The 23,296-nt window shown below is 38.4% G+C and carries 21 protein-coding genes; 11 read left to right on the top strand and 10 right to left on the bottom strand.

Features of this window, described 5'->3' with window-relative positions; genetic code table 11:
- Window position 1: 1 nt before the first annotated feature.
- Entirely contained in the window at window positions 2–505 is a 504-nt protein-coding gene (locus KO495_RS03620; RefSeq protein ID WP_215979032.1) for a nitrate reductase cytochrome c-type subunit, read from the top strand.
- An 8-nt stretch (window positions 506–513) separates the two neighbouring features.
- Window positions 514–1,101, top strand: a complete 588-nt coding sequence (locus tag KO495_RS03625; RefSeq protein ID WP_215979033.1) for a cytochrome c3 family protein — start codon at window positions 514–516, stop codon at window positions 1,099–1,101.
- 91 nt (window positions 1,102–1,192) lie between these two features.
- Here KO495_RS03625 and KO495_RS03630 read toward each other — a convergent pair whose 3' ends face one another.
- The 9 genes from KO495_RS03630 to KO495_RS03670 all read right to left on the bottom strand — a co-directional run bounded on the left by KO495_RS03630 (window position 1,193) and on the right by KO495_RS03670 (window position 10,542).
- Entirely contained in the window at window positions 1,193–1,642 is a 450-nt protein-coding gene (locus KO495_RS03630; RefSeq protein WP_215979034.1) for a GNAT family N-acetyltransferase, read from the bottom strand.
- Window positions 1,643–1,647: 5 nt separating this feature from the next.
- The gene (gene nth / locus KO495_RS03635) at window positions 1,648–2,307 is read right to left on the bottom strand and encodes an endonuclease III (RefSeq protein WP_215979035.1); all 660 of its coding nucleotides are present in this window, start codon (window positions 2,305–2,307) and stop codon (window positions 1,648–1,650) included.
- Window positions 2,308–2,354: 47 nt separating this feature from the next.
- On the bottom strand, window positions 2,355–3,056 hold the full coding sequence (locus tag KO495_RS03640; RefSeq protein WP_215979073.1) for an electron transport complex subunit E: 702 nt from the start codon (window positions 3,054–3,056) through the stop codon (window positions 2,355–2,357).
- A 94-nt stretch (window positions 3,057–3,150) separates the two neighbouring features.
- On the bottom strand, window positions 3,151–3,900 hold the full coding sequence (gene rsxG / locus KO495_RS03645; protein ID WP_215979036.1) for an electron transport complex subunit RsxG: 750 nt from the start codon (window positions 3,898–3,900) through the stop codon (window positions 3,151–3,153).
- Window positions 3,901–3,907: 7 nt separating this feature from the next.
- A complete protein-coding gene (gene rsxD / locus KO495_RS03650; protein WP_215979037.1) occupies window positions 3,908–4,963 on the bottom strand; it encodes an electron transport complex subunit RsxD in 1,056 nt (351 codons plus the stop codon).
- A 3-nt stretch (window positions 4,964–4,966) separates the two neighbouring features.
- Window positions 4,967–7,294, bottom strand: coding sequence for an electron transport complex subunit RsxC (gene rsxC, locus KO495_RS03655; protein WP_215979038.1), 2,328 nt, complete (start codon window positions 7,292–7,294; stop codon window positions 4,967–4,969).
- Window positions 7,295–7,303: 9 nt separating this feature from the next.
- A complete protein-coding gene (rsxB, locus tag KO495_RS03660) occupies window positions 7,304–7,858 on the bottom strand; it encodes an electron transport complex subunit RsxB (RefSeq protein WP_215979039.1) in 555 nt (184 codons plus the stop codon).
- A gap of 1 nt (window position 7,859) precedes the next feature.
- Complete coding sequence (gene rsxA / locus KO495_RS03665) at window positions 7,860–8,441, bottom strand: electron transport complex subunit RsxA (RefSeq protein ID WP_215979040.1); 582 nt, start codon at window positions 8,439–8,441, stop codon at window positions 7,860–7,862.
- Between the two features lie 172 nt (window positions 8,442–8,613).
- Window positions 8,614–10,542 (bottom strand): GGDEF domain-containing protein, encoded by a 1,929-nt coding sequence (locus KO495_RS03670; protein ID WP_215979041.1) that lies wholly within the window; start codon window positions 10,540–10,542, stop codon window positions 8,614–8,616.
- A 602-nt stretch (window positions 10,543–11,144) separates the two neighbouring features.
- On the opposite strand from KO495_RS03670, the gene rimP reads away from it, so the two are divergent.
- The 9 genes from rimP to KO495_RS03715 all read left to right on the top strand — a co-directional run bounded on the left by rimP (window position 11,145) and on the right by KO495_RS03715 (window position 22,931).
- On the top strand, window positions 11,145–11,600 hold the full coding sequence (gene rimP / locus KO495_RS03675) for a ribosome maturation factor RimP (RefSeq protein WP_215979042.1): 456 nt from the start codon (window positions 11,145–11,147) through the stop codon (window positions 11,598–11,600).
- A gap of 21 nt (window positions 11,601–11,621) precedes the next feature.
- Window positions 11,622–13,118, top strand: coding sequence for a transcription termination factor NusA (nusA, locus tag KO495_RS03680; protein ID WP_215979043.1), 1,497 nt, complete (start codon window positions 11,622–11,624; stop codon window positions 13,116–13,118).
- Window positions 13,119–13,139: 21 nt separating this feature from the next.
- Entirely contained in the window at window positions 13,140–15,821 is a 2,682-nt protein-coding gene (gene infB, locus KO495_RS03685; protein WP_215979044.1) for a translation initiation factor IF-2, read from the top strand.
- A 151-nt stretch (window positions 15,822–15,972) separates the two neighbouring features.
- Window positions 15,973–16,377: a 30S ribosome-binding factor RbfA gene (gene rbfA, locus KO495_RS03690; protein ID WP_215979045.1), complete on the top strand. Its 405-nt coding sequence runs from the start codon at window positions 15,973–15,975 to the stop codon at window positions 16,375–16,377.
- Window positions 16,378–16,380: 3 nt separating this feature from the next.
- Window positions 16,381–17,328: a tRNA pseudouridine(55) synthase TruB gene (truB, locus tag KO495_RS03695; protein WP_215979046.1), complete on the top strand. Its 948-nt coding sequence runs from the start codon at window positions 16,381–16,383 to the stop codon at window positions 17,326–17,328.
- Window positions 17,329–17,548: 220 nt separating this feature from the next.
- Entirely contained in the window at window positions 17,549–17,818 is a 270-nt protein-coding gene (rpsO, locus tag KO495_RS03700; RefSeq protein WP_215979047.1) for a 30S ribosomal protein S15, read from the top strand.
- Window positions 17,819–18,189: 371 nt separating this feature from the next.
- On the top strand, window positions 18,190–20,307 hold the full coding sequence (gene pnp, locus KO495_RS03705; protein WP_215979048.1) for a polyribonucleotide nucleotidyltransferase: 2,118 nt from the start codon (window positions 18,190–18,192) through the stop codon (window positions 20,305–20,307).
- Between the two features lie 107 nt (window positions 20,308–20,414).
- A complete protein-coding gene (nlpI, locus tag KO495_RS03710; RefSeq protein WP_215979049.1) occupies window positions 20,415–21,350 on the top strand; it encodes a lipoprotein NlpI in 936 nt (311 codons plus the stop codon).
- Window positions 21,351–21,401: 51 nt separating this feature from the next.
- A complete protein-coding gene (locus KO495_RS03715) occupies window positions 21,402–22,931 on the top strand; it encodes a hypothetical protein (protein ID WP_215979050.1) in 1,530 nt (509 codons plus the stop codon).
- A 26-nt stretch (window positions 22,932–22,957) separates the two neighbouring features.
- Here KO495_RS03715 and KO495_RS03720 read toward each other — a convergent pair whose 3' ends face one another.
- A complete protein-coding gene (locus tag KO495_RS03720; RefSeq protein ID WP_215979051.1) occupies window positions 22,958–23,251 on the bottom strand; it encodes a hypothetical protein in 294 nt (97 codons plus the stop codon).
- Between the last annotated feature and the right edge of the window lie 45 nt (window positions 23,252–23,296).

Below are 23,296 nucleotides of genomic sequence, written 5' to 3' on the forward strand. Positions count from 1 at the left end.
TATGAAAAAATTTAACTTAATAACCATGAGTAGTTTATTAATAATGACTTTGGCGCCGTTATTTTATGTAAGCACAGCGATAAGTGCAGATAAAGATACCATAAATACTGTGGCAACATTACGAGATCACACTAAGGTTGATGAACAAAAAACACCCAATACAATACCTCAAGTGATGAACAAGGATATAAAACAAACTCGTAACTATCCTATGCAACCGCCGGTTATCCCCCATACAACGCGCAGTTATGAGGTGAATACAAATAGTAATAAGTGTATGTCGTGTCACTCACGTCATCGCACTGAAAAATCACAAGCACCTATGGTAAGTGTTACTCATTATATGGATCGCGACGGTAACTTCTTAGCTGAGGTGTCGCCACGTCGTTATTTCTGTAACCAATGTCATGTCACGCAAGTTGATGCTAAGCCGTTAGTTGAAAATACTTTTACTGATATGCATAGCTTAATGAAAAATAAAGTTACTTCAGCTGAGAAAGATTAGGAGCACTAATGAAAAAATTATTTCTAATTGGTTGGCGCACCTTAAAAAAACCTAGCGCTTATTATAGTTTAGGTACTTTAGTAGTTGGAGGCTTCATCGCAGGTATTATTTTTTGGGGTGGTTTTAACACCGCTTTAGAAGTGACAAATACGGAAGAGTTTTGTATCTCTTGTCATGAAATGGAAAATAATGTTTATGAAGAGCTCAAAACGACCATTCACTTTACCAATCGATCTGGAGTACGTGCAACATGCCCTGATTGTCATGTTCCACATAATTGGACTGATAAAATAGCCCGTAAAATGAAAGCTTCAAAAGAGGTATGGGGTGCTATTTTTGGTACTATTAATACGCGAGAGAAGTTTTTAGTGCATCGTAGACGGTTAGCTGAAAACGAATGGGAGCGCTTAAAAGCCAACGACTCATTAGAGTGTCGTAATTGTCATAATTTTGATTATATGGATTTTACCGAGCAAAGTGAACGTGCAGCAGTACAACACTCTGGTGCTCTAGCATCAGGTGAAAAAACTTGTATTGACTGCCATAAAGGTATTGCGCATCATTTACCTGATATGAAAGGCGTCGAAGGCTGGTAAAATAGCATTCACATTATGATTAAAAACCTAACATTGTTAGGTTTTTTTTTGCTCATTATTTGCCGCGCTATTTCACTAGCCTACACTCGGGTTATAAACCTAATACAAGAGCAACTAAACAAGGCTGCGTTTTTAAATATGTTTGATAACGAGTATAAACAGCAGGGCTTAATTTTAATTTCATCTCTTTTTCACATACTTGAATCATATTTTCGCTTAAATATAAGGGCGCGAGTATTGGCTGTGTAAAGCAAACCAATGGTTGGTGACTATTCTGTACATGTTGAAGTAATAAACGCGCAATACCTTGGCGCTGATGTGATTTAGCGACAACTAAGCCATGTAAAAAGTATTGTTCATTGGTAGGTGTTAATTGAGAAATAATAACGCAAGCAATAATCACATTTTCACTTTTGATTAAGTAAGCTTGATCCAATCCGATAAACCGTGCTGAATACTGCTGGGATTTATAAAAGCGTAATATCGCTTTTTTATCGGACTTTAGCGCTTTGGTAATGCTTAAATCGTTAATGTAGCTCACTTGTGCTATTCAGTTTTCTCTTTGAAATCACATAAATCTTCAATAATACACGAGCCACATTTCGGTTTACGCGCCGTACAAGTATAGCGACCATGTAAAATAAACCAGTGGTGTAAATTGAACATAAATTCTTTTTTATTGGGGGTGTTTTTTATGATGGCTTGTTCGGTTTGTTCAACGGTTTTCCCTTTGGCATAGCCTGTACGATTAGCTAGTCGTTGTATGTGGGTATCAACAGCGAGAAAATAGTTACCTTCATTATCTTTGAGCCAACCAAAGGCAGTATTAAGTACTACGTTTGCGGTTTTACGGCCGACGCCAGGAAGCGCTTCTAAAGCGGCTCTATTTTCAGGTACTTCACCGCCGTGTAAGTCGACTAACATTTGGCAGGTTTTTATGGTGTTTTGCGCTTTGGTGTTAAATAAGCCTATCGTTTTTATATACGACTTTAATCCATCTAAACCTAAGTCGAGAATGGCTTGTGGTGTATTAGCAACAGGGTAGAGCTTGTCTGTTGCTTTATTAACACCAACATCTGTTGCTTGTGCAGAAAGTAGTACAGCAATCAATAACTCAAAGGGAGTGCTGAAGTTCAGTTCTGTTGTTGGTGTTGGGTTATCATCGCGCAAGCGAGTTAGCATTTCTACACGGGTATTTCTATTCATAATATTGTTATTGGCTCTCTATCAAATCAGCGTTATTTATATCACTATTAAGAATCAAAATTAACACGTACTCGTTCAATGGTGCCGTCATGGGTATTAACTTGCGCTTTTTTCATTTTTGCATCGATAGCATTTTTAATGGCAATTAAAAAGCCCATCGCAATAAAAGCCCCTGGAGGTAAAATGGCGAGTAAGAATTGGCTATCAAACTGCATAACTTCAATACGCAAACTACTCGCCCAATCACCTAACAGTAAATGCGCGCCATCAAATAATGTTCCTTGTCCTAAAATCTCCCTTATTGCCCCTAAAACAACCAACACTAAAGCAAAGCCAATACCCATCATAAAGCCATCAAAAGCCGCTTGTTTTATTGGATTTTTAGAGGCGTAGGCTTCTGCTCGACCAATAATGGCGCAGTTAGTGACAATGAGCGGTAGAAAAATCCCTAAAGATTGGTAAAGACCGAAGGTATATGCATTCATCAGTAATTGTACACAGGTGACAAAGGCAGCAATAATTAGTACAAAAATTGGAATACGTATTTCTTTTGGTACCCAGTGACGTATAGCCGATACGGTTACATTGGAGCAAATGAGTACTAATAGTGTTGCTAGCCCTAAACCTAGTGCATTAGCGACTGTGCCGGTAACGGCAAGTAAAGGACATAAGCCTAATAACTGTACTAAGCCTGGGTTGTTTTTCCATAAGCCTTGAATAGCTAATTCTTTATATTCAGCATTAAGCATTGCTTTTTTTTCACTACTTTGACTTGCATTAGCCGTATCATCATTGATAGCGGTTTCATTAATTGCTTGAGCAGAGGCATTATTGTTGGGAGTTTTAGTGCTCATTAGTCACCTCTGTATTTTGGGCATTGCCATGGGAAGTGTTTTCTACGTTACTTGTTTTTTCAATATTACCTGATGGTGAGGCTAGTTTGCAGGTATTAGGCTGCGTCAGTAAGCTCTGCTGATTATTTTTAAAGTAGCTGAGCGTATTTTTAATACCATGTACTACGGCTCGTGGTGTAATTGTTGCGCCAGTAAATTGGTCAAACATACCGCCGTCTTTAACGACGCTCCAGCGCTTATCATCATTAGATATTAAGGTTTTACCATTAAATTTAGTGATCCAGTCATGTTTGGCTATTTCTATTTTATCGCCTAGTCCAGGTGTTTCTTGATGTTTTAATATGCGAACACCGCTAATCGTGGCATCAATATTAATACCGACAATAAAGTCAATATTACCGTTATAGCCATTCGGCGCAGTGCTGGTCATTGCTAAGGCTACAATTTTATTATTTTTGCGAGCAACATATGCTGTTTTGACATCGTTAGTGCCCAGGAAAGGTGAACTTACGCTAATACAGTCGTTTGCTATGTCGTTATCGTAACGTGATGGTTCAATAATCGCATGTAGTGTATTAAGGAGTTGCTGTTGCTCTTGGGCTTTAATTTTATCTTGGGTAAGTTCATTTACCAGCGCAACTAGACCCGTACAAGCAATAGCAAATAACGTTAATATTTTGCTGTTGTTAGACACGGCTACTGTAGTTGCTGAAACAGTTTTTGTTTTTTTATTTGACATAGTAGCGTTATCCTTTGGTATGACCATAGGTGCGAGGTCGTGTGTATTGGTCAATTAAAGGGGCAGCCATGTTACATAATAAAATAGCAAAGGCGACGCCGTCAGGGTAACCACCAAAAGTTCTAATTAAATAAACGAGTAAGCCAGCCAATAAGCCGACAATAATACGGCCTTTGATGCTGGTTGCGCCAGTTACAGGATCAGTCAGAATAAAAAATGCGCCAATCATCGTGGCCCCCGAGAGCCAATGAAACATTGTTGATGGGCTACTATCTGGGTTGATGCTGTAAGCAATAAATGAACAGATAAATATTCCTGCTAAAAAGCTGACAGGCGTTTGCCAAGGAATCATTTTTTTAATGATTAAGTAAATACCGCCGATGACAAATCCAGCGTTAATCCATTCCCAACCTAGCGCAAAGTTATCGCCAAATACATTTGCTGTCATGCTCTCATAAACGGTTAAACCAAGCGTTGTGTTGGTTTTTAATGTATCAAGTGGCGTTGCCATGGTGATGCCATCAATACCTGTACGTATTTGCTCAACTGAATAGCCCTCTAAGGTAAAGCCTGTGAAAATAGCGGAAAGTGTATTAGATAAATTAAGCTCAATATTAAGTAAGCTTAACGGCGGTTGCCATGTGGTCATTTGAAGAGGAAATGAAATAAGTAAAACGACATAACCTGTCATCGCAGGGTTAAAAGGGTTATGGCCCAAACCACCGTATAGTTGTTTAGCAATACCAATAGCAAAAATAACACCGATAACGGTAATCCACCATGGCGCTAGAGCAGGTAAGCATATACCTAGTAATACTGCGGTGAGTATGGCACTTCCGTCAAAAAGCTCTTTGCTTATGGGCTTGTTACGTAACGCTAAAATAGTAAACTCACACAGCAAGGCGGTAAGTATTGCTAAACCAATATGTATTAAGTTTCCCCAACCAAAAAAGTACCACTGAGCGAAAATGCCGGGAATTGCGGCATAAATAACGTGTCGCATCAGTTGTGATGTTTCGCTCTGAATGTGGTTATGTGGCGAGCTTGCTATCCAAAAGGCCATAAATTATGTTAACTCTTTTTGTGTATTGTTATTAGCGTTGTTACTGGTATTTTCGTTAGCCGATTTAGCTAATTTTTTCGCTTTTGCTTTAGCAATCGCAGCGGCTATTTTTGCTTTCTTATCATCAGCTTGATTTTGAGTCTTATTGCTGGAGTCAGTATTACTTGGGTCAGTATTACTTGAGCCGATGTTGTCGCTAATATTTGGCTCATGACTCGGCTTTATTGCCGCTTTTTTTTCTGATTTAGTTAAAGTCGTGTTATTAGCGTCAACGTCAGCATTCCCCGATGTAACTTCTAAATCAGTAGATTGATTTGCTTGAGTTGACTTGGCTAATTTCTTCGCTTTTGCCTTAGCGATTGCTGCAGCTATTTTCGCTTTTTTATCGTCTGCTTGACTATTATCCGATTGAGTAGCAGGGATCGGTGCTTCTGTTGACGCTTCATCGGTTGATTGAGTTATTGATGGCGCACTTTTAGCTTCTTTTTTCGCTTTTGCTTTGGCAATTTCAGCAGCAATCTTTGCTTTCTTATCATCAGGCTTTGAGGCAACACTTTTTGTATTGTCAGCGGTTGACTCAATCGCACTGTCTTGAGGTGGTTTATCCTCGGTAGTGTTTGCATTATTGCCACGGTCCTTCGTTTGATTTTTCTGCTCTCGCTTGGCTTTAGCACGGGCGATCGCGGCAGCAACTTGCGATTTTTGCGTATTATCTTCAACGTTGTTTTCACTTTTGCTACTCTCTGGAGCAGCGGCCGTTGTTGTTCCTGCTTTTTTGGCTTTAACACGTGCTAAAGCAGCAGCTACAGCAGATTTAGCATTCGCAGCTTCTGGCGTTGCTTTATTCATTGCCGCTTTTCGAGCCGCTGCAGCTTTTTTCTGTTTTTCTTCTCGGGCTATTTTTTCTTTTTCAAGTCTTAACTTTCTTGCTTCAAAGCGTACTTTGGCTTTTTCAGCCTTAATATCAAGAATCTGCTGCTGACGTATTTCTGCTTTAGCTATACGGTAATACTGTACTAAAGGAATTTGGCTTGGGCATACATAAGCACAAGCGCCACAATCTATACAGTCACGTAAATTAAGCTTCTCTAACTGCGGATAGTCTTTTGCTTTGGCACTCCATTGCAGCTCTTGTGGTAATAATTGACTAGGGCAAACTACCGCACACTCGCCACAGCGAATGCATTCAACTTCCTTACTTTGGCGGTCAAATGCGCTAGGCATTTCCTGCTTGCTGGGAATTAAAATACAATTACTGGTTTTAATAATAGGTACTTGCTCAGACAATACACCAAAGCCCATCATAGGGCCGCCCATAATAACCGGTTGTTTACCGCTTTCTAATGGTTGTGCTGAAAATTGACTGAGCAAAAAGTCAATGGTAGTGCCTAATAGAACCCAAGCATTTTGCGGCGTATCTAAAGCTTGTCCAGTTACGGTAACAACACGCTCAATTAGCGGTGTATCATTTATTACCGCTTGACTAATCGCAAAACAAGTAGCGACATTTTGCATAATAATACCGCAATTTATGGGAAGGCTACCGCTAGGTACTTCTTTGCCAGTTAATACTTTTATTAACTGCTTCTCGCCACCTGTAGGGTACTTGGTTGGTACCACACAAACATGAATATGTGCTAAGCCCTTTGTTGCTATCTCCATTGCTTTAATGGCGTTTGGTTTGTTATCTTCAATGGCAATCAAGATGTTTTTTGGTGCTATTACTTGTTTTAGTATATTAATACCATCAACTATTGCCTGACTTTGCTCAGTCATCAATAAATCATCGGCTGTTATATAAGGCTCACACTCAGCGCCATTAATAATGAGGAAATCAATATTAGCCGCTGAGTTTGTTTTTATGTGCGTAGGAAAGCCCGCACCGCCCATACCGGAAATGCCGGCATCAGCAATTTTTTTAATTATTTCACTTGAGGAAAGCTGCTGGTAATCTTGATTTTTATTACGCTTTATCCAAGTATCTTTACCGTCAACATCGATAAATAAGCACAGCTCACTTAAGCCTGAAGGGTGAGCAATAACAGATTTTTTAATGGCCGTGATTATACCGCTGGTTGGAGCATGTATCGGCAATGCCATAGGATTAGACGCTAACGTTAAAGGCTGACCTTTGAGTACTTTGTCACCCACGTTAACGAGTAAATCACCTTCACCACCAATATGTTGCTGTAACGGCACAATAAGCTGCTTTGGTAAAGGTAGTGTTCTAATGGCTTTAGTTGCGGTTAATGCTTTTTGTTCAGGTGGATGAATGCCGCCATGAAATGACCAAAATTTTCCAGAGGTGATTCGTTCAAGAATAGATTGCACGCTGATCTCCTAATCTATTTGTTTGACGGGGATACTATTGATATCCCATTGCCAATTTTGCGTCGTCTCAGGGATAACACGCATTTCTATACAATCTACGGGGCAGGGAGCAACACATAAGTCACAACCCGTACACTCATCAATAATAATGGTATGCATTTGTTTGGCTGCGCCAATAATGGCATCAACAGGGCAGGCTTGAATACATTTAGTACAACCAATACAGTCTTCTTCAATAATGAAGGCAACTTTAGGGCGGTTATCTTGCTCATGACTTTCATCAAGCGGTTGTACTTCAACCCCCATTAAATCGGCAATTTTTTTAATGGTATCTTCACCACCCGGAGCACACTTATTAATGGCTTCACCGTCAGCTACTGCTTGTGCATAGGGTTTACAACCAGGGTAACCACATTGTCCACATTGTGTTTGTGGTAAAAGTGCGTCGAGTTGATCAACAATAGGATCCGCTTCTACTTTAAAACGAATGGAGGCAAAACCAAGAAGTGCACCGAATAATGCTGCTATAACGCCAACAACAGCAATGGCGATAAGAATACTCATGTTAAATTTTTACCAAACCAGAAAAGCCCATAAAGGCGAGTGACATTAAACCAGCAGTAATCATTGCAATAGCCGCGCCTTTAAAAGGAGAAGGAACATCGGCATTCGCTAATTTTTCACGCATTGCTGAAAACATAACTAAAACTAAAGAAAAGCCTGCTGCGGCGCCAAAACCATAAACAATAGACTCAAAAAAGCTATGTTGTAACCTTAGGTTAAGTAGTGCAACCCCTAATACGGCACAGTTAGTGGTTATTAAGGGTAAAAATATACCTAATAAACGGTATAAGTTTGCGCTGGTTTTATGTACTACCATTTCTGTAAATTGTACGACAACGGCAATCACTAAAATAAAACTAATGGTTGTTAAGTATTCTAAGTTCAGCGGAATTAATAAATAGGCAGTCACCAAGTAGCTTAATAAAGAGGCGATGGTCATCACGAACATAGTTGCAAATGACATGCCGATAGCTGTTTCGGTGCGTGAAGATACACCCATAAATGGACAAAGGCCGAGAAACTGTACCAAGACAAAGTTATTAACAAGTACAGTACCAACAAGTAGTAGTAGATAATCAGTCATTTACTTCAAAGGTCATTAAGTTGGTGAATAATATGGGCGACATTATCCTTTGTTATGACTGATTTAACAACACACTAAGTAAAGGCTTTTCATATTTTTTATAGGTAATGTTGTTGTGATAAATAGGTTAAAATAAATAATACATTTTAACCTATTATTTTTTGATGATTATTTATTCTAACGGCGTTGGTTTTCCAACATAGAAACCTTGGCAACCATCAATAAATAGTTTTTCTAAAGTGTGCTTTTCTTCTTGACTCTCAACACTTTCAGCTAAAACATTAATACCTAAGCGATGTGCTAAATCAACCATTAAACGTAAAAAGTATTGGTTGTTTTTATCATCGTCAATATCATGGGTATAAGAGCTATCCATTTTGATGTAATCGGGGGTTAAATCTCTAAAAAATTTAAATGAGGTCATGCCTAACCCAAAGCGCTCAACAGTTACCCGAGAACCAACACGGTGTAACATATCGACAAAACGTTTACTATTTTTTATATTTTGCTGTAACCCCACTTCCGTTATTTCAAACACTAAACGCGGAGCTGCCAGTGGCTCACGTAATAATTTACGCTCTAACCAAATCATAAAATGCTCATCATTTATACTACGAGCGCTAATATTTATACCAAAACTCTGATCTAACATGTTTTTATCAATAATTTCTGATATTACGGTATCAATAATTAATTTATCAACGGCAATGATTTTATCAAGTTTTTCGGCCATAGCGATAAAAGAAGCGGTGGGTAACATGTCATCATGTATATTAAGAAAACGAGCTAACACTTCACCATAGACTTTACTATTACGACCACTAGGTTGTATTGGCTGTAATAATAGTCGTATGCGTTGTCCTTCAATGACACTATCAATTTCCTGACGCCAATTTTGATTGCCATGATTAGTGTTATCGTTAGTGAATATTCCCGAATCTTTTTGAGAGAACCATGCGTTTGTTTGGTGTGTTTGCGCAACGCTAACACCCGTATCTGCTAGCGCTAAGAGCTCGCCTAATGGTTTACTTTTATCAAAAAACACTAAGCCAGTAAAAGCGACAGATTCAAGATCGCTAATTTGTTGGTATTCATTAAACTTGGTTGTGAGCAGTGTTGCGTATTCTTCTGCTGCTTTAAGCTGTTCATTAGGTAGAATAGTGGCAAAGTCAGAGCTGTTTAATCTAAAGAGCTTACCTAATGGGTGAGAAACAAGGGCATTTTTCATGATTTTAGCTACTTTGCTAATATAATCATCGCCTGCGTTATAACCTTGTACTTGGTTAATTGTTTGTAATTCAGAACAACGGGTAATAAGTAATACACCAAACTTAACAGGGCTTTCTTTTACCACTTGCTCTTCATAGAATTGCACAAACATATTGCGATTATCCAAACCCGTTAAACTATCTTGATTTGCTTTGGTCTCTAACATTGAATGGTTTTGTAACTGTGCGGTCATTAATGACTTTATTTCAGCGATGCCTTTCTGCAATGCTGGTATTTTTAGTAAAATATTATTTTTCGTGTCGGTGGTTAGTGCATCATTAGTATTTAAGGTTGATAAGTCATGCTTGATTTGGTCGCTGATAATGTTAAATAATTTGGTTTGAATAACATATTGGCGCCAAGTACTAATTAAAACAAATGAAACTGTTAATAGTGTTAAAGCGATAGCAATATTTATTAATAAGGTAAGTTGTTCTTGGTTATTGATTTGATAAGTAATAATAACTCTTTGTTTTTGTAATAATAGCGTTAAATTTTTTTCTTTTGGTATGTAGATAGTAGCTTTCTTTATGCTATTTGGATCACTATATGAAAAAAGTTCAGTATTTTTATGTTTAATCTTTAAGGATAAAAAGGGAGTTGTTTGTCTTAATAAATTTCCAAGTTCATTTGCAAAATCTATAGAAATAGGCTGTTCTTCATTTAATTGAAGGCTCATCACATGAGAAATATTTTGAATGACACGTTCTTGTTGTTTATCGTCAATACTAACAAAAGTTGGCAAAAAGTAAAACGCGATAACTGCAACAGTACCGAGAAAAACCAATGCTAAAAAGATGTTATTAATTAGTAACCTAGAAAATTTATGCATGATGAAATTGAATGCTCCATTTAAACACTATCAAAATTTATACTTGCATAACTTAACTATCGCTTACCTAGAATCCCCCATGATAAATAATAGGGTTGCTCATAGAACTACATACGCGATAAAACAGTTGAATAGTACGCAATTTATACACATTATAGTAACTATACTAACATATTGTAAAATAGATATTAATTTATGAATATTGCTTTTCATAATTTAACCTTCATTTCAGGTTAAATACCTTCCTCGATATAACTTAAGCTGCTTGCACTTCTATATGCTTAGATATATAATCATGCCAAATTAATTTTAGCAAAACATCACTGGGTAGTTATTACAAAGTACTTGTTACAGGTAATAGTTATAGTTTTGCTTATATCTCAATTAATAACCAGAGTTAATAATTTTTATAATTAGTAACTTTAGGGCTGACAGTGAAATAAGCCCCGAATTGGGGTTTTTTTGTTTATTTAGTTTGTATTTTATACTATTTAAACAAATTACAGCAAAAATACGCTGGGCTATATGCCCTTTTTTTATATCTAAATTTTTATATTTATTAATAGTTTAAATGAAAATATAAAAATAATAGGAGAAAACGATTGGCTAAATTTGAACAAAAACTTACTGACATGTTAAGACCCGCGGTTGAAGAAACAGGTAAGTCTTTATTAGGCGTTGAATTTATCAGTGCGGGTAATAATTCCATTTTACGTTTGTTTATTGACCACGAAAATGGCATTGATGTAGATGATTGTGCAGAAGTTAGTCGTCAAGTTAGCGCTATTCTCGATGTAGAAGACCCTATTAGTAGTGAATACAATCTTGAAGTTTCTTCACCAGGTGTAGATAAACCGCTATTCGAAAAAGCACATTTTGAAGCGGTAATCGGTGAAACTGTCAATGTTAAATTATCGATGCCATTAAATGGCCGTCGTAAGTTTAAAGGCCCATTAGTGGCCATTGAAAATGATACCTTAATAATAGAAGTTGATAGCATAGATTATGAAATTGTTATCAGTAACGTAGACAAAGCAAACCTTGTCGCTAAATTTTAAAATAATTAAAGGCTAAGTAGCATGAGTAAGGAAATATTACTGGTTGTTGATGCTGTTTCAAATGAAAAGGCACTCCCTCGAGAAAGTATCTTTGAAGCGATGGAAACTGCTTTAGAGACAGCCACCAAGAAAAAATATGAAGGCGATATTGTGGTACGTGTTTCAATTGACCGTATTAGCGGTGAATTCGACACTTTCCGTCGTTGGTTAGTTGTTGATGATACTGTTGAAGCAATGGAAAACCCATATGCCGAAATTAGTTTAGCTGCTGCTCAATATGATAACCCTGAGTTAAATCCAGGTGATTATATGGAAGAGCAAATTGAATCAGTTAAATTTGACCGTGTAACAACACAAACTGCAAAACAAGTTATCGTACAAAAAATTCGTGAAGCAGAGCGCGGATTAATTGTTGATGCATATCAAGATCAATTAGGTGAAATTGTTACTGGTGTTGTTAAAAAAGCAAGCCGTGATAGTGTTATTATTGACTTAGGTAATAATGCCGAAGCAATTATTTACCGCGATGATATGTTACCACGCGAAACTTTTCGTCCAGGCGATCGTGTTCGTGGCTTATTATATGAAATTAAACCAGAAGCACGTGGCGCACAATTATTTGTCAGCCGTACTAAACCAGAAATGTTAGTTGAACTTTTCCGCGTTGAAGTACCTGAAATTGGCGAAGAAATGCTTGAGATTAAAGGCGCAGCTCGCGATCCTGGTTCACGCGCTAAAATTGCAGTGAAAAGCAATGACAAACGCATTGACCCTGTGGGTGCTTGTGTTGGTATGCGAGGTTCACGTGTACAGGCCGTATCAAGTGAGTTAGGCGGTGAACGTGTAGATATCGTGTTATATGATGATAATGTTGCACAATACGTGATTAACGCAATGGCTCCAGCTGAAGTTGCTTCAATTATTGTTGATGAAGACAAAGGCACGATGGATATTGCTGTTGAAGAAGGCAACTTAGCGATGGCCATTGGCCGTAGCGGTCAAAACATTCGTTTAGCAAGCCAATTAACGGGTTGGGAACTAAACGTAATGACGGTTGCTGACATGAAAGAGAAGCACCAAGCAGAAAATGATAAAGTATTAAACTTATTCATTGAGAAACTAGATCTTGATGAAGACTTCGCAACATTATTAGCGGAAGAAGGTTTTACTTCACTAGAAGAAATCGCTTATGTTCCAACGGCTGAAATGCTAGAAATTGACGGCTTGACTGAAGAAGTCATCGAAGAGCTACGTGAACGTGCTAAAGAAGCGTTAACAACACAAGCGTTAGCAAGTGAAGAAACATTAGAAGGTGCAGAGCCAGCTGATGACTTATTAAACCTTGAAGGTTTAGACCGTCATTTAGCTTATGTTTTAGCAAGTCGTGGTGTTCGTACGCTAGAAGACTTAGCTGAGCAAGGTGTTGATGAAATAAGCGATATTGAAGAATTAGATGAAGCCAAAGCGGGTGAGCTAATTATGGCAGCGCGTAATATTTGTTGGTTTAACGAAGAATAATAACACCGGAGAATTATATATATGGCAGAAATAACTGTAGCAGAACTTGCCAACGAGATCGGCACACCGGTGGAACGTTTAGTAAGTCAGTTAGCTGACTCTGGCGTGAATAAATCGGCTACCGACTCTATATCGCAAGATGAAAAAGAGGCCTTATTAGGTCACTTGAAAAAACAACATGGTGATGACTCTGAGTCTAAACCCAATAAATTAACGCTTAACCGTAAAACCAAGTCTACGTTGACTATGGGTCACGGCAGCAAAGCAAAATCGGTTAATGTAGAAGTACGTAAAAAACGCACTTATGTTAAACGTAGCGATGTTGAAGAGCAAAAGCTAGCCGAAGAAGCGGCGGCAGCTGAAGCGAAAGCTAAAGCAGAGGCCGAAGCATTAGCGCAAGCAAAAGCAGAAGCAGCAGCAAAAGAAGCTGAAAATGCACGAGCAGCCGCAGCGGCAAAAGCAGAAGCAGAAGCAGAGCGTAAAGCCGCAGCAAAAGCAGAAGCAGCAGCGAAAGCTAAACAAGCAGCAGTAGAGAAGGCAAAAGTTATCGAAAAAGCACCAATTAAAGTTGAAGAAAGCGAAGAAGCGAAAAAACTTCGTTTAATTCAAGAAAAAGAATTAGCCGCCAAAGCAGAAGCCGAAGCAAAAGCAGCAGCAGAAGCCGCGAAAAAATTAGCGGAAGAAAATGAAGCTCGCTGGAAAGAGCAAGAAGCCGAACGTAAAGCGAAAGAAAAAGAAGTCGTACATTTAACTTCATCTAAATATGCACAAGAAGCTGAAGATAAAGTTGATGCTGCAGATGAAGGCGCTGGTCGTCGTCGCAAGAAAAAAAGTGGCAACGATAAAAGTGCTAACTTTGGTCGTAATGCTAAGGGACGTAAGCAAACCTTATCAGCGCCACAAAGTTTAAAACACGGCTTTACCAAACCGGTTGAAACGAAAGTGCAAGACATTCGCATTGGTGAAACTATTTCAGTTGCTGAATTAGCTAATAAAATGGCTAAAAAAGGCGCTGAAGTTGTTAAAGCTATGTTTAAAATGGGTGCAATGGCAACCATTAACCAAGTTATTGACCAAGAAACAGCGGCACTTGTTGCTGAAGAAATGGGCTTTGATGTTGTTTTAGTGAAAGAAAATGCGCTAGAAGAAGCAGTATTAGCTGATCGTGGTAATGCAGGTCCAGCGGGTGAAGCGGTAACACGTGCACCAGTAGTAACTATTATGGGTCACGTTGACCACGGTAAAACATCATTACTTGACCACATTCGTGAAGCAAAAGTTGCTTCAGGTGAAGCGGGCGGTATTACCCAACACATCGGTGCTTATCACGTAGAAACGGGTCATGGTATGATCACTTTCTTAGATACTCCAGGTCACGCGGCGTTTACTGCAATGCGTTCACGTGGTGCTAAAGCTACCGATATCGTTATTATCGTTGTTGCAGCCGATGATGGTGTTATGCCACAAACCATTGAAGCAATTCAACATGCTAAAGCTTCTGATGCGCCAATTATCATTGCTGTTAACAAAATGGATAAAGAGTCTGCTGACCCAGATCGTGTTAAGAGTGAATTATCACAACATGACGTTTTATCTGAAGAGTGGGGCGGAGACGTTCAATTCTGTCACGTATCAGCAAAAACTGGTTTAGGTATTGACGAGTTACTCGATTCAATATTATTACAATCAGAAGTTTTAGAGTTAACGGCTGTTGTTGATAAAATGGCAAGCGGTGTTGTTGTTGAGTCTAAGTTAGACAAAGGTCGTGGCCCTGTTGCAACGGTACTTGTTCAAGAAGGTACTTTAAACCAAGGTGACATTGTACTTTGTGGTTTAGAATACGGTCGTGTTCGTGCTATGCGTGATGAAAATGGTAAACAGATTCAATCAGCAGGCCCTTCAATTCCAGTAGAAATCCTTGGTTTAAGTGGTGTTCCACAATCAGGTGATGAAGCAACTGTTGTAAAAGATGAGAAAAAAGCACGTGAAGTTGCGCTTTATCGTCAAGGTAAATTCCGTGATGTTAAACTTGCTCGTCAACAGAAGTCTAAACTTGAAAACATGTTTGCTAACATGGCTGAAGGTGAAGTATCTGAAGTAAATGTTGTTCTTAAATCGGACGTTCAAGGCTCACTTGAAGCGATTACTGATTCATTACTGAAACTTTCAACTGATGAAGTTAAAGTGAAAATCATTGGCTCTGGTGTTGGTGGTATTACTGAAACTGACGCAACGTTAGCAGCAGCGTCTAATGCGATTGTTGTTGGTTTTAACGTTCGTGCTGATGTAGCTGCGCGTAAAGTGATTGACTCAGAAAATATTGATTTACGTTACTACAGTGTAATTTACGCCTTAATTGACGAAGTTAAAGCGGCAATGAGCGGTATGTTAGCGCCAGAGTTTAAACAAGAGATTATTGGTCTTGCTCAAGTACGTGACGTATTTAAATCACCTAAAATTGGTGCTATTGCTGGTTGTATGGTTACTGAAGGTACAATCAAACGTAGTGCGCCAATTCGTGTTTTACGTGAAAACGTAGTTATTTACGAAGGTGAACTTGAATCACTTCGTCGCTTTAAAGACGACGTTCAAGAAGTACGTAACGGTACTGAGTGTGGTATCGGTGTTAAGAACTACAATGATGTTCGCGTTGGCGATCAAATTGAAGTATTCGAAACAGTTGAAGTACAACGTACATTATAATTTTGAGTAAGGGTCATGATTTTACTGATTTAATAAGTCATGACTTTATCTTTAAATTATAAGAAATATTTTTAAATGGGGGCTTAGCCTCCATTTTTGGCTATAAAATTTGTATCAACGAAATTTATTGCCATATTATTAGGAGTATACGATGGCTAGAGAATATGCCCGTACAGACCGAGTAGGTCAACAAATCCAAAAAGAAATTGCGGTGATCTTAATGCGTGAAATTAAAGATCCCCGTTTAAGCATGACAACGGTTTCAGCGGTTGAAGTAACGCGCGACTTAGCTTATGCAAAAATTTTTGTTACTTTTATTCAAGATAGCCCAGAAGAAATAAAAGCATCGATAGAAGTATTAACCGAAGCCGAAGGCTATATCCGCTCTTTACTTGCTAAAAGATTACGTGCACGCATTATGCCGCACTTACGCTTTGTTTATGATCAATCAATGGCTGAAGGTGTTCGTATGAGCGCTCTAGTTGATCAAGCGGTTGCAAGTGATAAAAATAGTGATAATGAAGATGATATTACTGAAAGTGAGCAGGACAAATAAGGCATGGCAAAACGTAGAAAAGGCCGCGCTATTAATGGCGTATTACTCTTAGATAAACCGTATGAAATGTCATCTAACCATGCACTACAAGCGGTTAAAAGACTCTATTTTGCACAAAAAGCAGGACATACAGGCGCATTAGATCCACTTGCTACCGGTATGTTACCTATTTGTTTAGGCGAAGGTACTAAATTTTCTCAATATTTACTCGATACCGATAAAACTTATCAAGTTACCGCAAAGTTAGGGGTTCGTACCACAACCAGTGATGCCGACGGTGAAGTGGTTAGCGAGAAACCTGTGAGTGTTTCAAAGGAGCAACTTAATAGCGCCTTAGATAGCTTTCGTGGTACTACCAAGCAAGTTCCTTCAATGTACTCAGCATTAAAATATCAAGGACAGCCTTTATATAAATATGCAAGAGAAGGTATTGAAGTACCGCGTGAAGCTCGAGATATTACAGTATTTAATTTAGAACTTTTACGCTTTGAAGGTGATGAAGTCGACTTAGATATTCATGTTTCTAAAGGGACCTATATTCGCACTATTATTGATGATTTAGGTGAACTATTAGGCTGTGGGGCTCATGTTGCTGACTTACGTCGCTCAGCAGTAGGAAGCTACCCAATTGATAAAATGGTAACCTTGGCGGACCTTGAAGCCTTATTAGCCAAAGCGCAAGCCGATGAAATTTCACCATCTGTGCTACTTGACCCATTACTCTTGCCGATGCAAAGTGCTGTTGAAGGTATGCCAGCCGTTTATGTTGATGATATGTCAGCTAACTTTCTTCGTCATGGTAACCCTGTACAAGCTTATAATGCACCAAGCGAGGGAAGCGTACAGGTTTATATTGGTGACAATGAGCAAGATGATAGTGCTGAATTTATTGGCGTTGGTGTTATCGATGATGATGGTTTAGTTGCGCCGAAAAGAATTGTAGTGATTTAACCTCATTTCACACTCGGTTATGCGTGTATTTTCAACATCTTTATGGTGAAAGTAGTTGTTTGTAATTAATTATTGCACCTTAGCTGAGGTTAACCGATATTTATGTTGCTTTTTACTTAATGGCTGCTAGAATACGCGCTCTTTCATTGGGCTGAATTAGTGTTTGGCTTGATGGTATTAAATAACTCAGCATGCTGAGTTTACACACTAAGGATAAATTATGTCTTTAAATGCTACACAAAAAGCTGCTATCGTTGCTGAATACGCACAAGCAGAAGGCGATACAGGTTCACCAGAAGTACAAGTTGCTTTGTTATCTACACAAATCAACCACTTACAAGGTCACTTTAAAGAGCACATCCATGATCACCATTCACGTCGTGGTTTATTACGTATGGTTGCTCAACGTCGTAAATTATTAGATTACTTAAAAGGCAAAAACGTTGATCGTTACACTGCTTTAATCGCTAAATTAGGTTTACGTCGTTAATAACGATTTGAACTTTAAAAAAGGAGCCTTAGGCTCCTTTTTTTGTTTGTAATGCTATAAAAACACACAAAAAGATTACTCTGTATTGATTTAATCACATATTGAGTCTTTTAAATACGTATTAATAACGTTTTGGCGCTAGCATTCATCAGCTTAGTTAGTATAATGACCATGAAAATTTTTTAGCTAACTATTTGTTCTAGTCAGTTCATGTTAACTCAATAGAGATAGTGCACTATTTAGCATAATCTTTTCATACTACTAACCAATCCAAACTGTATAATTTTTTGTTCGACTTAATGTCTTGCACATCTAAGTGAATAAATAATTGTACAGATTGGTAAAATATAAATTTAAGGAAAATTAATTAGATGTTAAATCCAATTACTAAAAAATTTCAGTTCGGTAAGCATACCGTAACGTTAGAAACCGGTGCTATTGCACGTCAAGCAAGTGCGGCTGTTATGGCAAGCATGGACGATACCTCTGTATTAGTATCAGTTGTTGCTAAGAAAGAAGCCGTTGCTGGTCAAGACTTTTTCCCACTTACGGTTAACTACCAAGAACGTAGCTATGCTGCGGGTAAAATCCCTGGTAGTTTCTTCAAACGTGAAGGTCGTCCTTCAGAAGAAGAAACATTAATTGCACGTTTAATTGACCGTCCAATTCGTCCATTATTCCCAGAAGGTTTCACCAACGAAGTTCAAGTGATTATCACCGTTGTTTCAGTAAACCCTGAAATTTCACCAGATATTATTTCATTAATTGGTACTTCAGCTGCGTTAGCTATCTCAGGTGCACCATTTAATGGTCCTGTTGGTGCTGCACGTGTTGGTTATGTTGATGGTCAATACCTTCTTAATCCATTACAGTCTGAACTACCAACAAGTCAATTAGACTTAGTTGTTTCTGGTACAGATTCAGCGGTATTAATGGTTGAGTCAGAAGCTGATGTATTATCTGAAGAAGTAATGCTTGGCGCTGTTGTTTATGGCCACGAGCAAATGCAAGTTGCTGTTTCTGCCATTAACGAATTTAAAGCAGAAGTTAACACACCGGTATGGGAGTGGTCTGCACCCGTTAAAAATGCTGAGCTAGTTGCAAAAATTGCTGAGCTTTCAGAAGCACAAGTAAACGAAGCTTACCAAATTACAGAAAAAGCAGTTCGTTACGAAAAAGTAGCTGAAATCCGTAATTCAGTGGTTGAAGCGTTATTAGCAGAAGACGCTGAACTTAACGTGCAAGAAGCAAAAGATTTATTCCACGATTTAGAAAAAACTGTTGTACGTGGTCGTATCACACAAGGTAGCCCTCGTATCGATGGTCGTGATCCTGAATCAATTCGTGCATTAGATGTAATGACAGGTGTTTTACCTCGTACTCACGGCTCTGCTGTATTTACACGTGGTGAAACGCAAGCATTAGTAACAGCAACGTTAGGCACACAACGTGATGCACAACGTCTTGATACAATTATGGGTGAGAAAACTGATGCATTTATGCTTCATTATAACTTCCCTCCATACTGTGTTGGTGAAACTGGCTTTGTTGGTAGCCCTAAACGTCGCGAAATCGGCCACGGCCGTTTAGCAAAACGCGGTATGTTAGCTGTTATGCCTACTATTGAAGAATTCCCGTACGCTGTACGTGTTGTATCTGAAATTACTGAGTCTAACGGTTCATCGTCAATGGCTTCTGTTTGTGGTACGTCATTAGCACTTATGGATGCTGGTGTTCCTATTAAAGCCTCTGTTGCAGGTATTGCGATGGGTCTAGTTAAAGAAGGCGAAAACTTTGTTGTTCTTTCTGACATTTTAGGTGATGAAGATCACTTAGGTGACATGGACTTTAAAGTTGCAGGTACTACCGGCGGTATTACTGCGTTACAAATGGATATCAAGATTGAAGGTATCACACAAGAAATCATGCAAATTGCTTTAAACCAAGCAAAAGCTGCACGTACTCACATTTTATCTGTAATGGATGATGCTATTGCGGGCCACAGAGAAGAAATCTCTGAGTTTGCACCACGTATTCATACGATCAAAGTAAGCCAAGATAAAATCCGTGACATTATCGGTAAAGGTGGCGCAACTATTCGTCAACTTACTGAAGAGACGGGTACAACAATTGAAATTGATGATGATGGTACCGTTAAAATTGCGGCAACATCAGGCGAGCAAGCACAAGATGCGATCGACCGTATTAAATCATTAACGGCTGAAATTGAAGTAGGTACGCTTTACACAGGTAAAGTTGTGCGTATCGTTGATTTTGGTGCTTTTGTTAACGTTCTTCCTGGTAAAGACGGTTTAGTACATATTTCACAAATTTCTGACGAACGTGTAAATAACGTTGCTGATGTATTATCAGAAGGTCAAGAAGTGAAAGTTAAGGTACTAGAAGTTGACCGTCAAGGCCGTGTTCGTTTAAGTATCAAAGAAGCAATGGAAAAGCCAGCGACTGAAGAAGCTCCAGCCGCTGAATAATTGCTATCGTTAATTATTATTTATAATAATGTTTTAAAAGGAGCCTTTTGGCTCCTTTTTTGTTTATAATAATCAGGTTATTACTTATTTATTTTTAAGGCATTTTTGTGCATTCTTCTATTAAAAACGCAATATTACCATTACTGATCAGTGCTTGTTTGTTAACACAAGGCTGCACTGTGCTTAGCCATGATGATAACTCTAGTTCAGTAATGATGAATCAATTAGTGATTGCGGAGCCATTACCTATTAGTTATAAAAGTGAAATCGCGATAGCACGATTATCAGAAGTACTCGAACGCGTAAAAATAAGTGACGAGCAACGCGCTGAGCTTTTTTATGACCGCGGTGTATTGTATGACAGTGTTGGTTTACGCTCTTTAGCACGTATAGATTTCTCTCATGCGCTACAGCTTAAACCAGATTTAGTGGATGCTTATAACTTTCTAGGAATTCATCTAACACAAGTACAAGAGTTTTCTCAGGCTTATGAACAGTTCGACTCGGCTTTAGAGCTAGATCCTGAACATGAATATGCTTATCTTAATCGCGGTATTGCGCTTTATTATGGAGCGCGTCCTGAATTAGCTGCTGCCGATTTTAAAGCATTTCATCATCAGCAAAAAGATGATCCGTATCGCCTTCTTTGGCTTTATTTAACTGAATATGAAGTAGATGATATTGCTGCAAAATCAGCCTTAGAACGAAGAGCTGAGTTAGTTGATGAGCGCACTTGGGCAAAGCAAGTGATTTATCTATATTTAGGTGATATATCACAACAGACCTTTATCAGCAATTTAACTCGCAATGTTACCTCATCAAAGCAATTAACCGATCGATTGTGTGAAGCTTATTTTTATTTAGGAAAATACAATCAAATGCGTGGTTTTTCTAATGCAGCAGCCAACTTTTTTAAGTTATCGTTAAGCACTAATGTGTATGAGTTTGTAGAGCACAGGTATGCTAAATTAGAATTAGACTTAATGCGTACACTTGCAGCACAAGAGCAAATTACTGAAATTGACGAGGCAGCAAAGCTTTAACATATGGCCAAACAAAAAGCGGTGTTTTTCTGTCTAATAACAATGAGCTTGATGATGTTAATATCATCAAGCTCATTTTTTTTATCGCCTTATTTAACAAAAAAAATCATGCAAGGGGAGGCCAATCATAAGCAGTTTAATTTTGCTCTACAACGAAACAATACTGCGGCCTTAGCGCTTGAAATTAACAAGCATAGAGAAGGCAGCTCCCAATGGCTATTTTTTAAAATGGCACTGGCACACCAACAAGCTCAAACAGCTTATGAACTTGCTACTTGGTATGATAATCAATATTTAAATGTGATCGCTGAACAGCGTTTATCTTCTAAATACTTACAAGAAGCAAAAAAGTGGTACCAACAAGCTATAAGGCTGGGATCTGAAATTGCCAAAGTCTCATTTGCGCGTTTATATCAACAGCAAGGGCGTTTAAATTTAGCACGTTCGCAATTATCCCAAGTAAACTCAAGTGCAGGACTTGATATTGAGTTAGGCTCGCTTTTAGTTTCCATCGATTTAGCACTTGAAACGGGTAATATTAAGCTTGTTGAATCGCTTATCGTACAAAAAATTCCATTATTGTTACTAACGCCAGAGGGGCGTAAACTCCTTGCCGACATACAGCGATATAAGACTTTAAATGTTGGCTCACATGTTAGTGAAAAGGTTGCTAACTTGTTTACTTCTGTTGCTACTCCTACTATGGCACGCAGTTTGTTGCAGCCACCAAATACCTCATGTACAACTAGCCTACAGCTATTTGCTAGTAGTTTAGCAAACCTTAAACATCTTGATGCATTAATAGAACAATTTATATCAACACCTTTAGCAAGCTTTGTATGTTTACCACCACCACGATATGTAGCTCGCCAAAGCCTTTCATGCCACAATAATAAAAAATCTGCACTTTTGTGTGATGAAAGCACTTGGCGAGAACTTGCGGCGACAATTACTACCCGACATATTGGCTATATGAGTAATGAAGGTGGGGCAAATGTGCATTTTGGAATCTTATATTTTGATCGCCATGATAGTGTTGACGTTTTTACTCATGAGCTAAGTCATTTGCTTGGCTTTATTGACGAGTACCCGTTGTCTACAAATCATTCAACTTGCCAACAAACGCAAGCATCAAAATTTTCACATAACTTAAGCGTATTAGCGCGTAACTACCAAGGCAGGCAAGCGGATATTCGTCGTCAAATATTGCAGGAACTACCGTGGTCAAATGCGATCAAACCGTCGACACCTATCTTGCATCAACGTGATCATAATAGTGATAACTGGCTTTTAGGAACGCCCAAATCTCATCGACACGAGGTTGGAGTTTTTGCGGCACAAAGTTGTAAAAAATCCAAATTAGCTAAAGCTAATAATTTTTCTGCCTTTAAAGCAACAGCTCAAAGTACTCATTTAGAATACTCTGTCGAACAACTATCACTTTTATATTTACAGCAACTAAACTTAGCACCAGAAAAATTTTTAATGCCTAGCTTTCATTACAATATCGCCTTAGCCTTATATCAGCAAGGAGAAGAAGAACAAGCACTATATTGGTTAGAACAAGCGAAATTATGGTAATAACTCATTAGGCTGAGTGTTGCCGATCATAGCCTAAGTTTGCTTGGCTCTGTTTCTCTACTTGCATGATAACGTAAAGTGACTGGCCTGGGTGGCATTGCAATTTTATTCATACGCTTTCTGTCTAGCAAATTAGTCACCGGTGCTTTTGTTGTTATCTTGGCCGTTGGCCAGTAACTAAAGCGCCCTATATACTGTATTTCTTCAAGTGCTTTTTTACGCTGTTTGATTAATAATTTTTTTCTTTGTGTGAGCTTTCTATCTAAGAGTCTATTAACGGTGCTAGTGTGAATTTTACGATACCAAGAGAGTATAAACATAAAAACTGCCTTATAAAAACACTGTACTAGTTATAGCGCAATTTA

This window comes from Colwellia sp. D2M02, assembly GCF_018860755.1.
GTDB classification, from domain to species: Bacteria; Pseudomonadota; Gammaproteobacteria; order Enterobacterales; family Alteromonadaceae; genus Colwellia; species Colwellia asteriadis.

Coding starts and splice junctions, on each gene's coding strand:
- rsxG (WP_215979036.1), bottom strand. CDS start 3,900: ATGTCAAATAAAAAAACAAAAACTGTTTCAGCAACTACAGTAGCCGTG.
- rsxD (WP_215979037.1), bottom strand. CDS start 4,963: ATGGCCTTTTGGATAGCAAGCTCGCCACATAACCACATTCAGAGCGAA.
- infB (WP_215979044.1), top strand. CDS start 13,140: ATGGCAGAAATAACTGTAGCAGAACTTGCCAACGAGATCGGCACACCG.
- KO495_RS03720 (WP_215979051.1), bottom strand. CDS start 23,251: ATGTTTATACTCTCTTGGTATCGTAAAATTCACACTAGCACCGTTAAT.
- KO495_RS03620 (WP_215979032.1), top strand. CDS start 2: ATGAAAAAATTTAACTTAATAACCATGAGTAGTTTATTAATAATGACT.
- rsxA (WP_215979040.1), bottom strand. CDS start 8,441: ATGACTGATTATCTACTACTACTTGTTGGTACTGTACTTGTTAATAAC.
- KO495_RS03625 (WP_215979033.1), top strand. CDS start 514: ATGAAAAAATTATTTCTAATTGGTTGGCGCACCTTAAAAAAACCTAGC.
- nth (WP_215979035.1), bottom strand. CDS start 2,307: ATGAATAGAAATACCCGTGTAGAAATGCTAACTCGCTTGCGCGATGAT.
- truB (WP_215979046.1), top strand. CDS start 16,381: ATGGCAAAACGTAGAAAAGGCCGCGCTATTAATGGCGTATTACTCTTA.
- rsxB (WP_215979039.1), bottom strand. CDS start 7,858: ATGAGTATTCTTATCGCCATTGCTGTTGTTGGCGTTATAGCAGCATTA.
- KO495_RS03640 (WP_215979073.1), bottom strand. CDS start 3,056: ATGCTTAATGCTGAATATAAAGAATTAGCTATTCAAGGCTTATGGAAA.
- nusA (WP_215979043.1), top strand. CDS start 11,622: ATGAGTAAGGAAATATTACTGGTTGTTGATGCTGTTTCAAATGAAAAG.
- KO495_RS03715 (WP_215979050.1), top strand. CDS start 21,402: ATGATGTTAATATCATCAAGCTCATTTTTTTTATCGCCTTATTTAACA.
- pnp (WP_215979048.1), top strand. CDS start 18,190: ATGTTAAATCCAATTACTAAAAAATTTCAGTTCGGTAAGCATACCGTA.
- rpsO (WP_215979047.1), top strand. CDS start 17,549: ATGTCTTTAAATGCTACACAAAAAGCTGCTATCGTTGCTGAATACGCA.
- rbfA (WP_215979045.1), top strand. CDS start 15,973: ATGGCTAGAGAATATGCCCGTACAGACCGAGTAGGTCAACAAATCCAA.
- KO495_RS03670 (WP_215979041.1), bottom strand. CDS start 10,542: ATGCATAAATTTTCTAGGTTACTAATTAATAACATCTTTTTAGCATTG.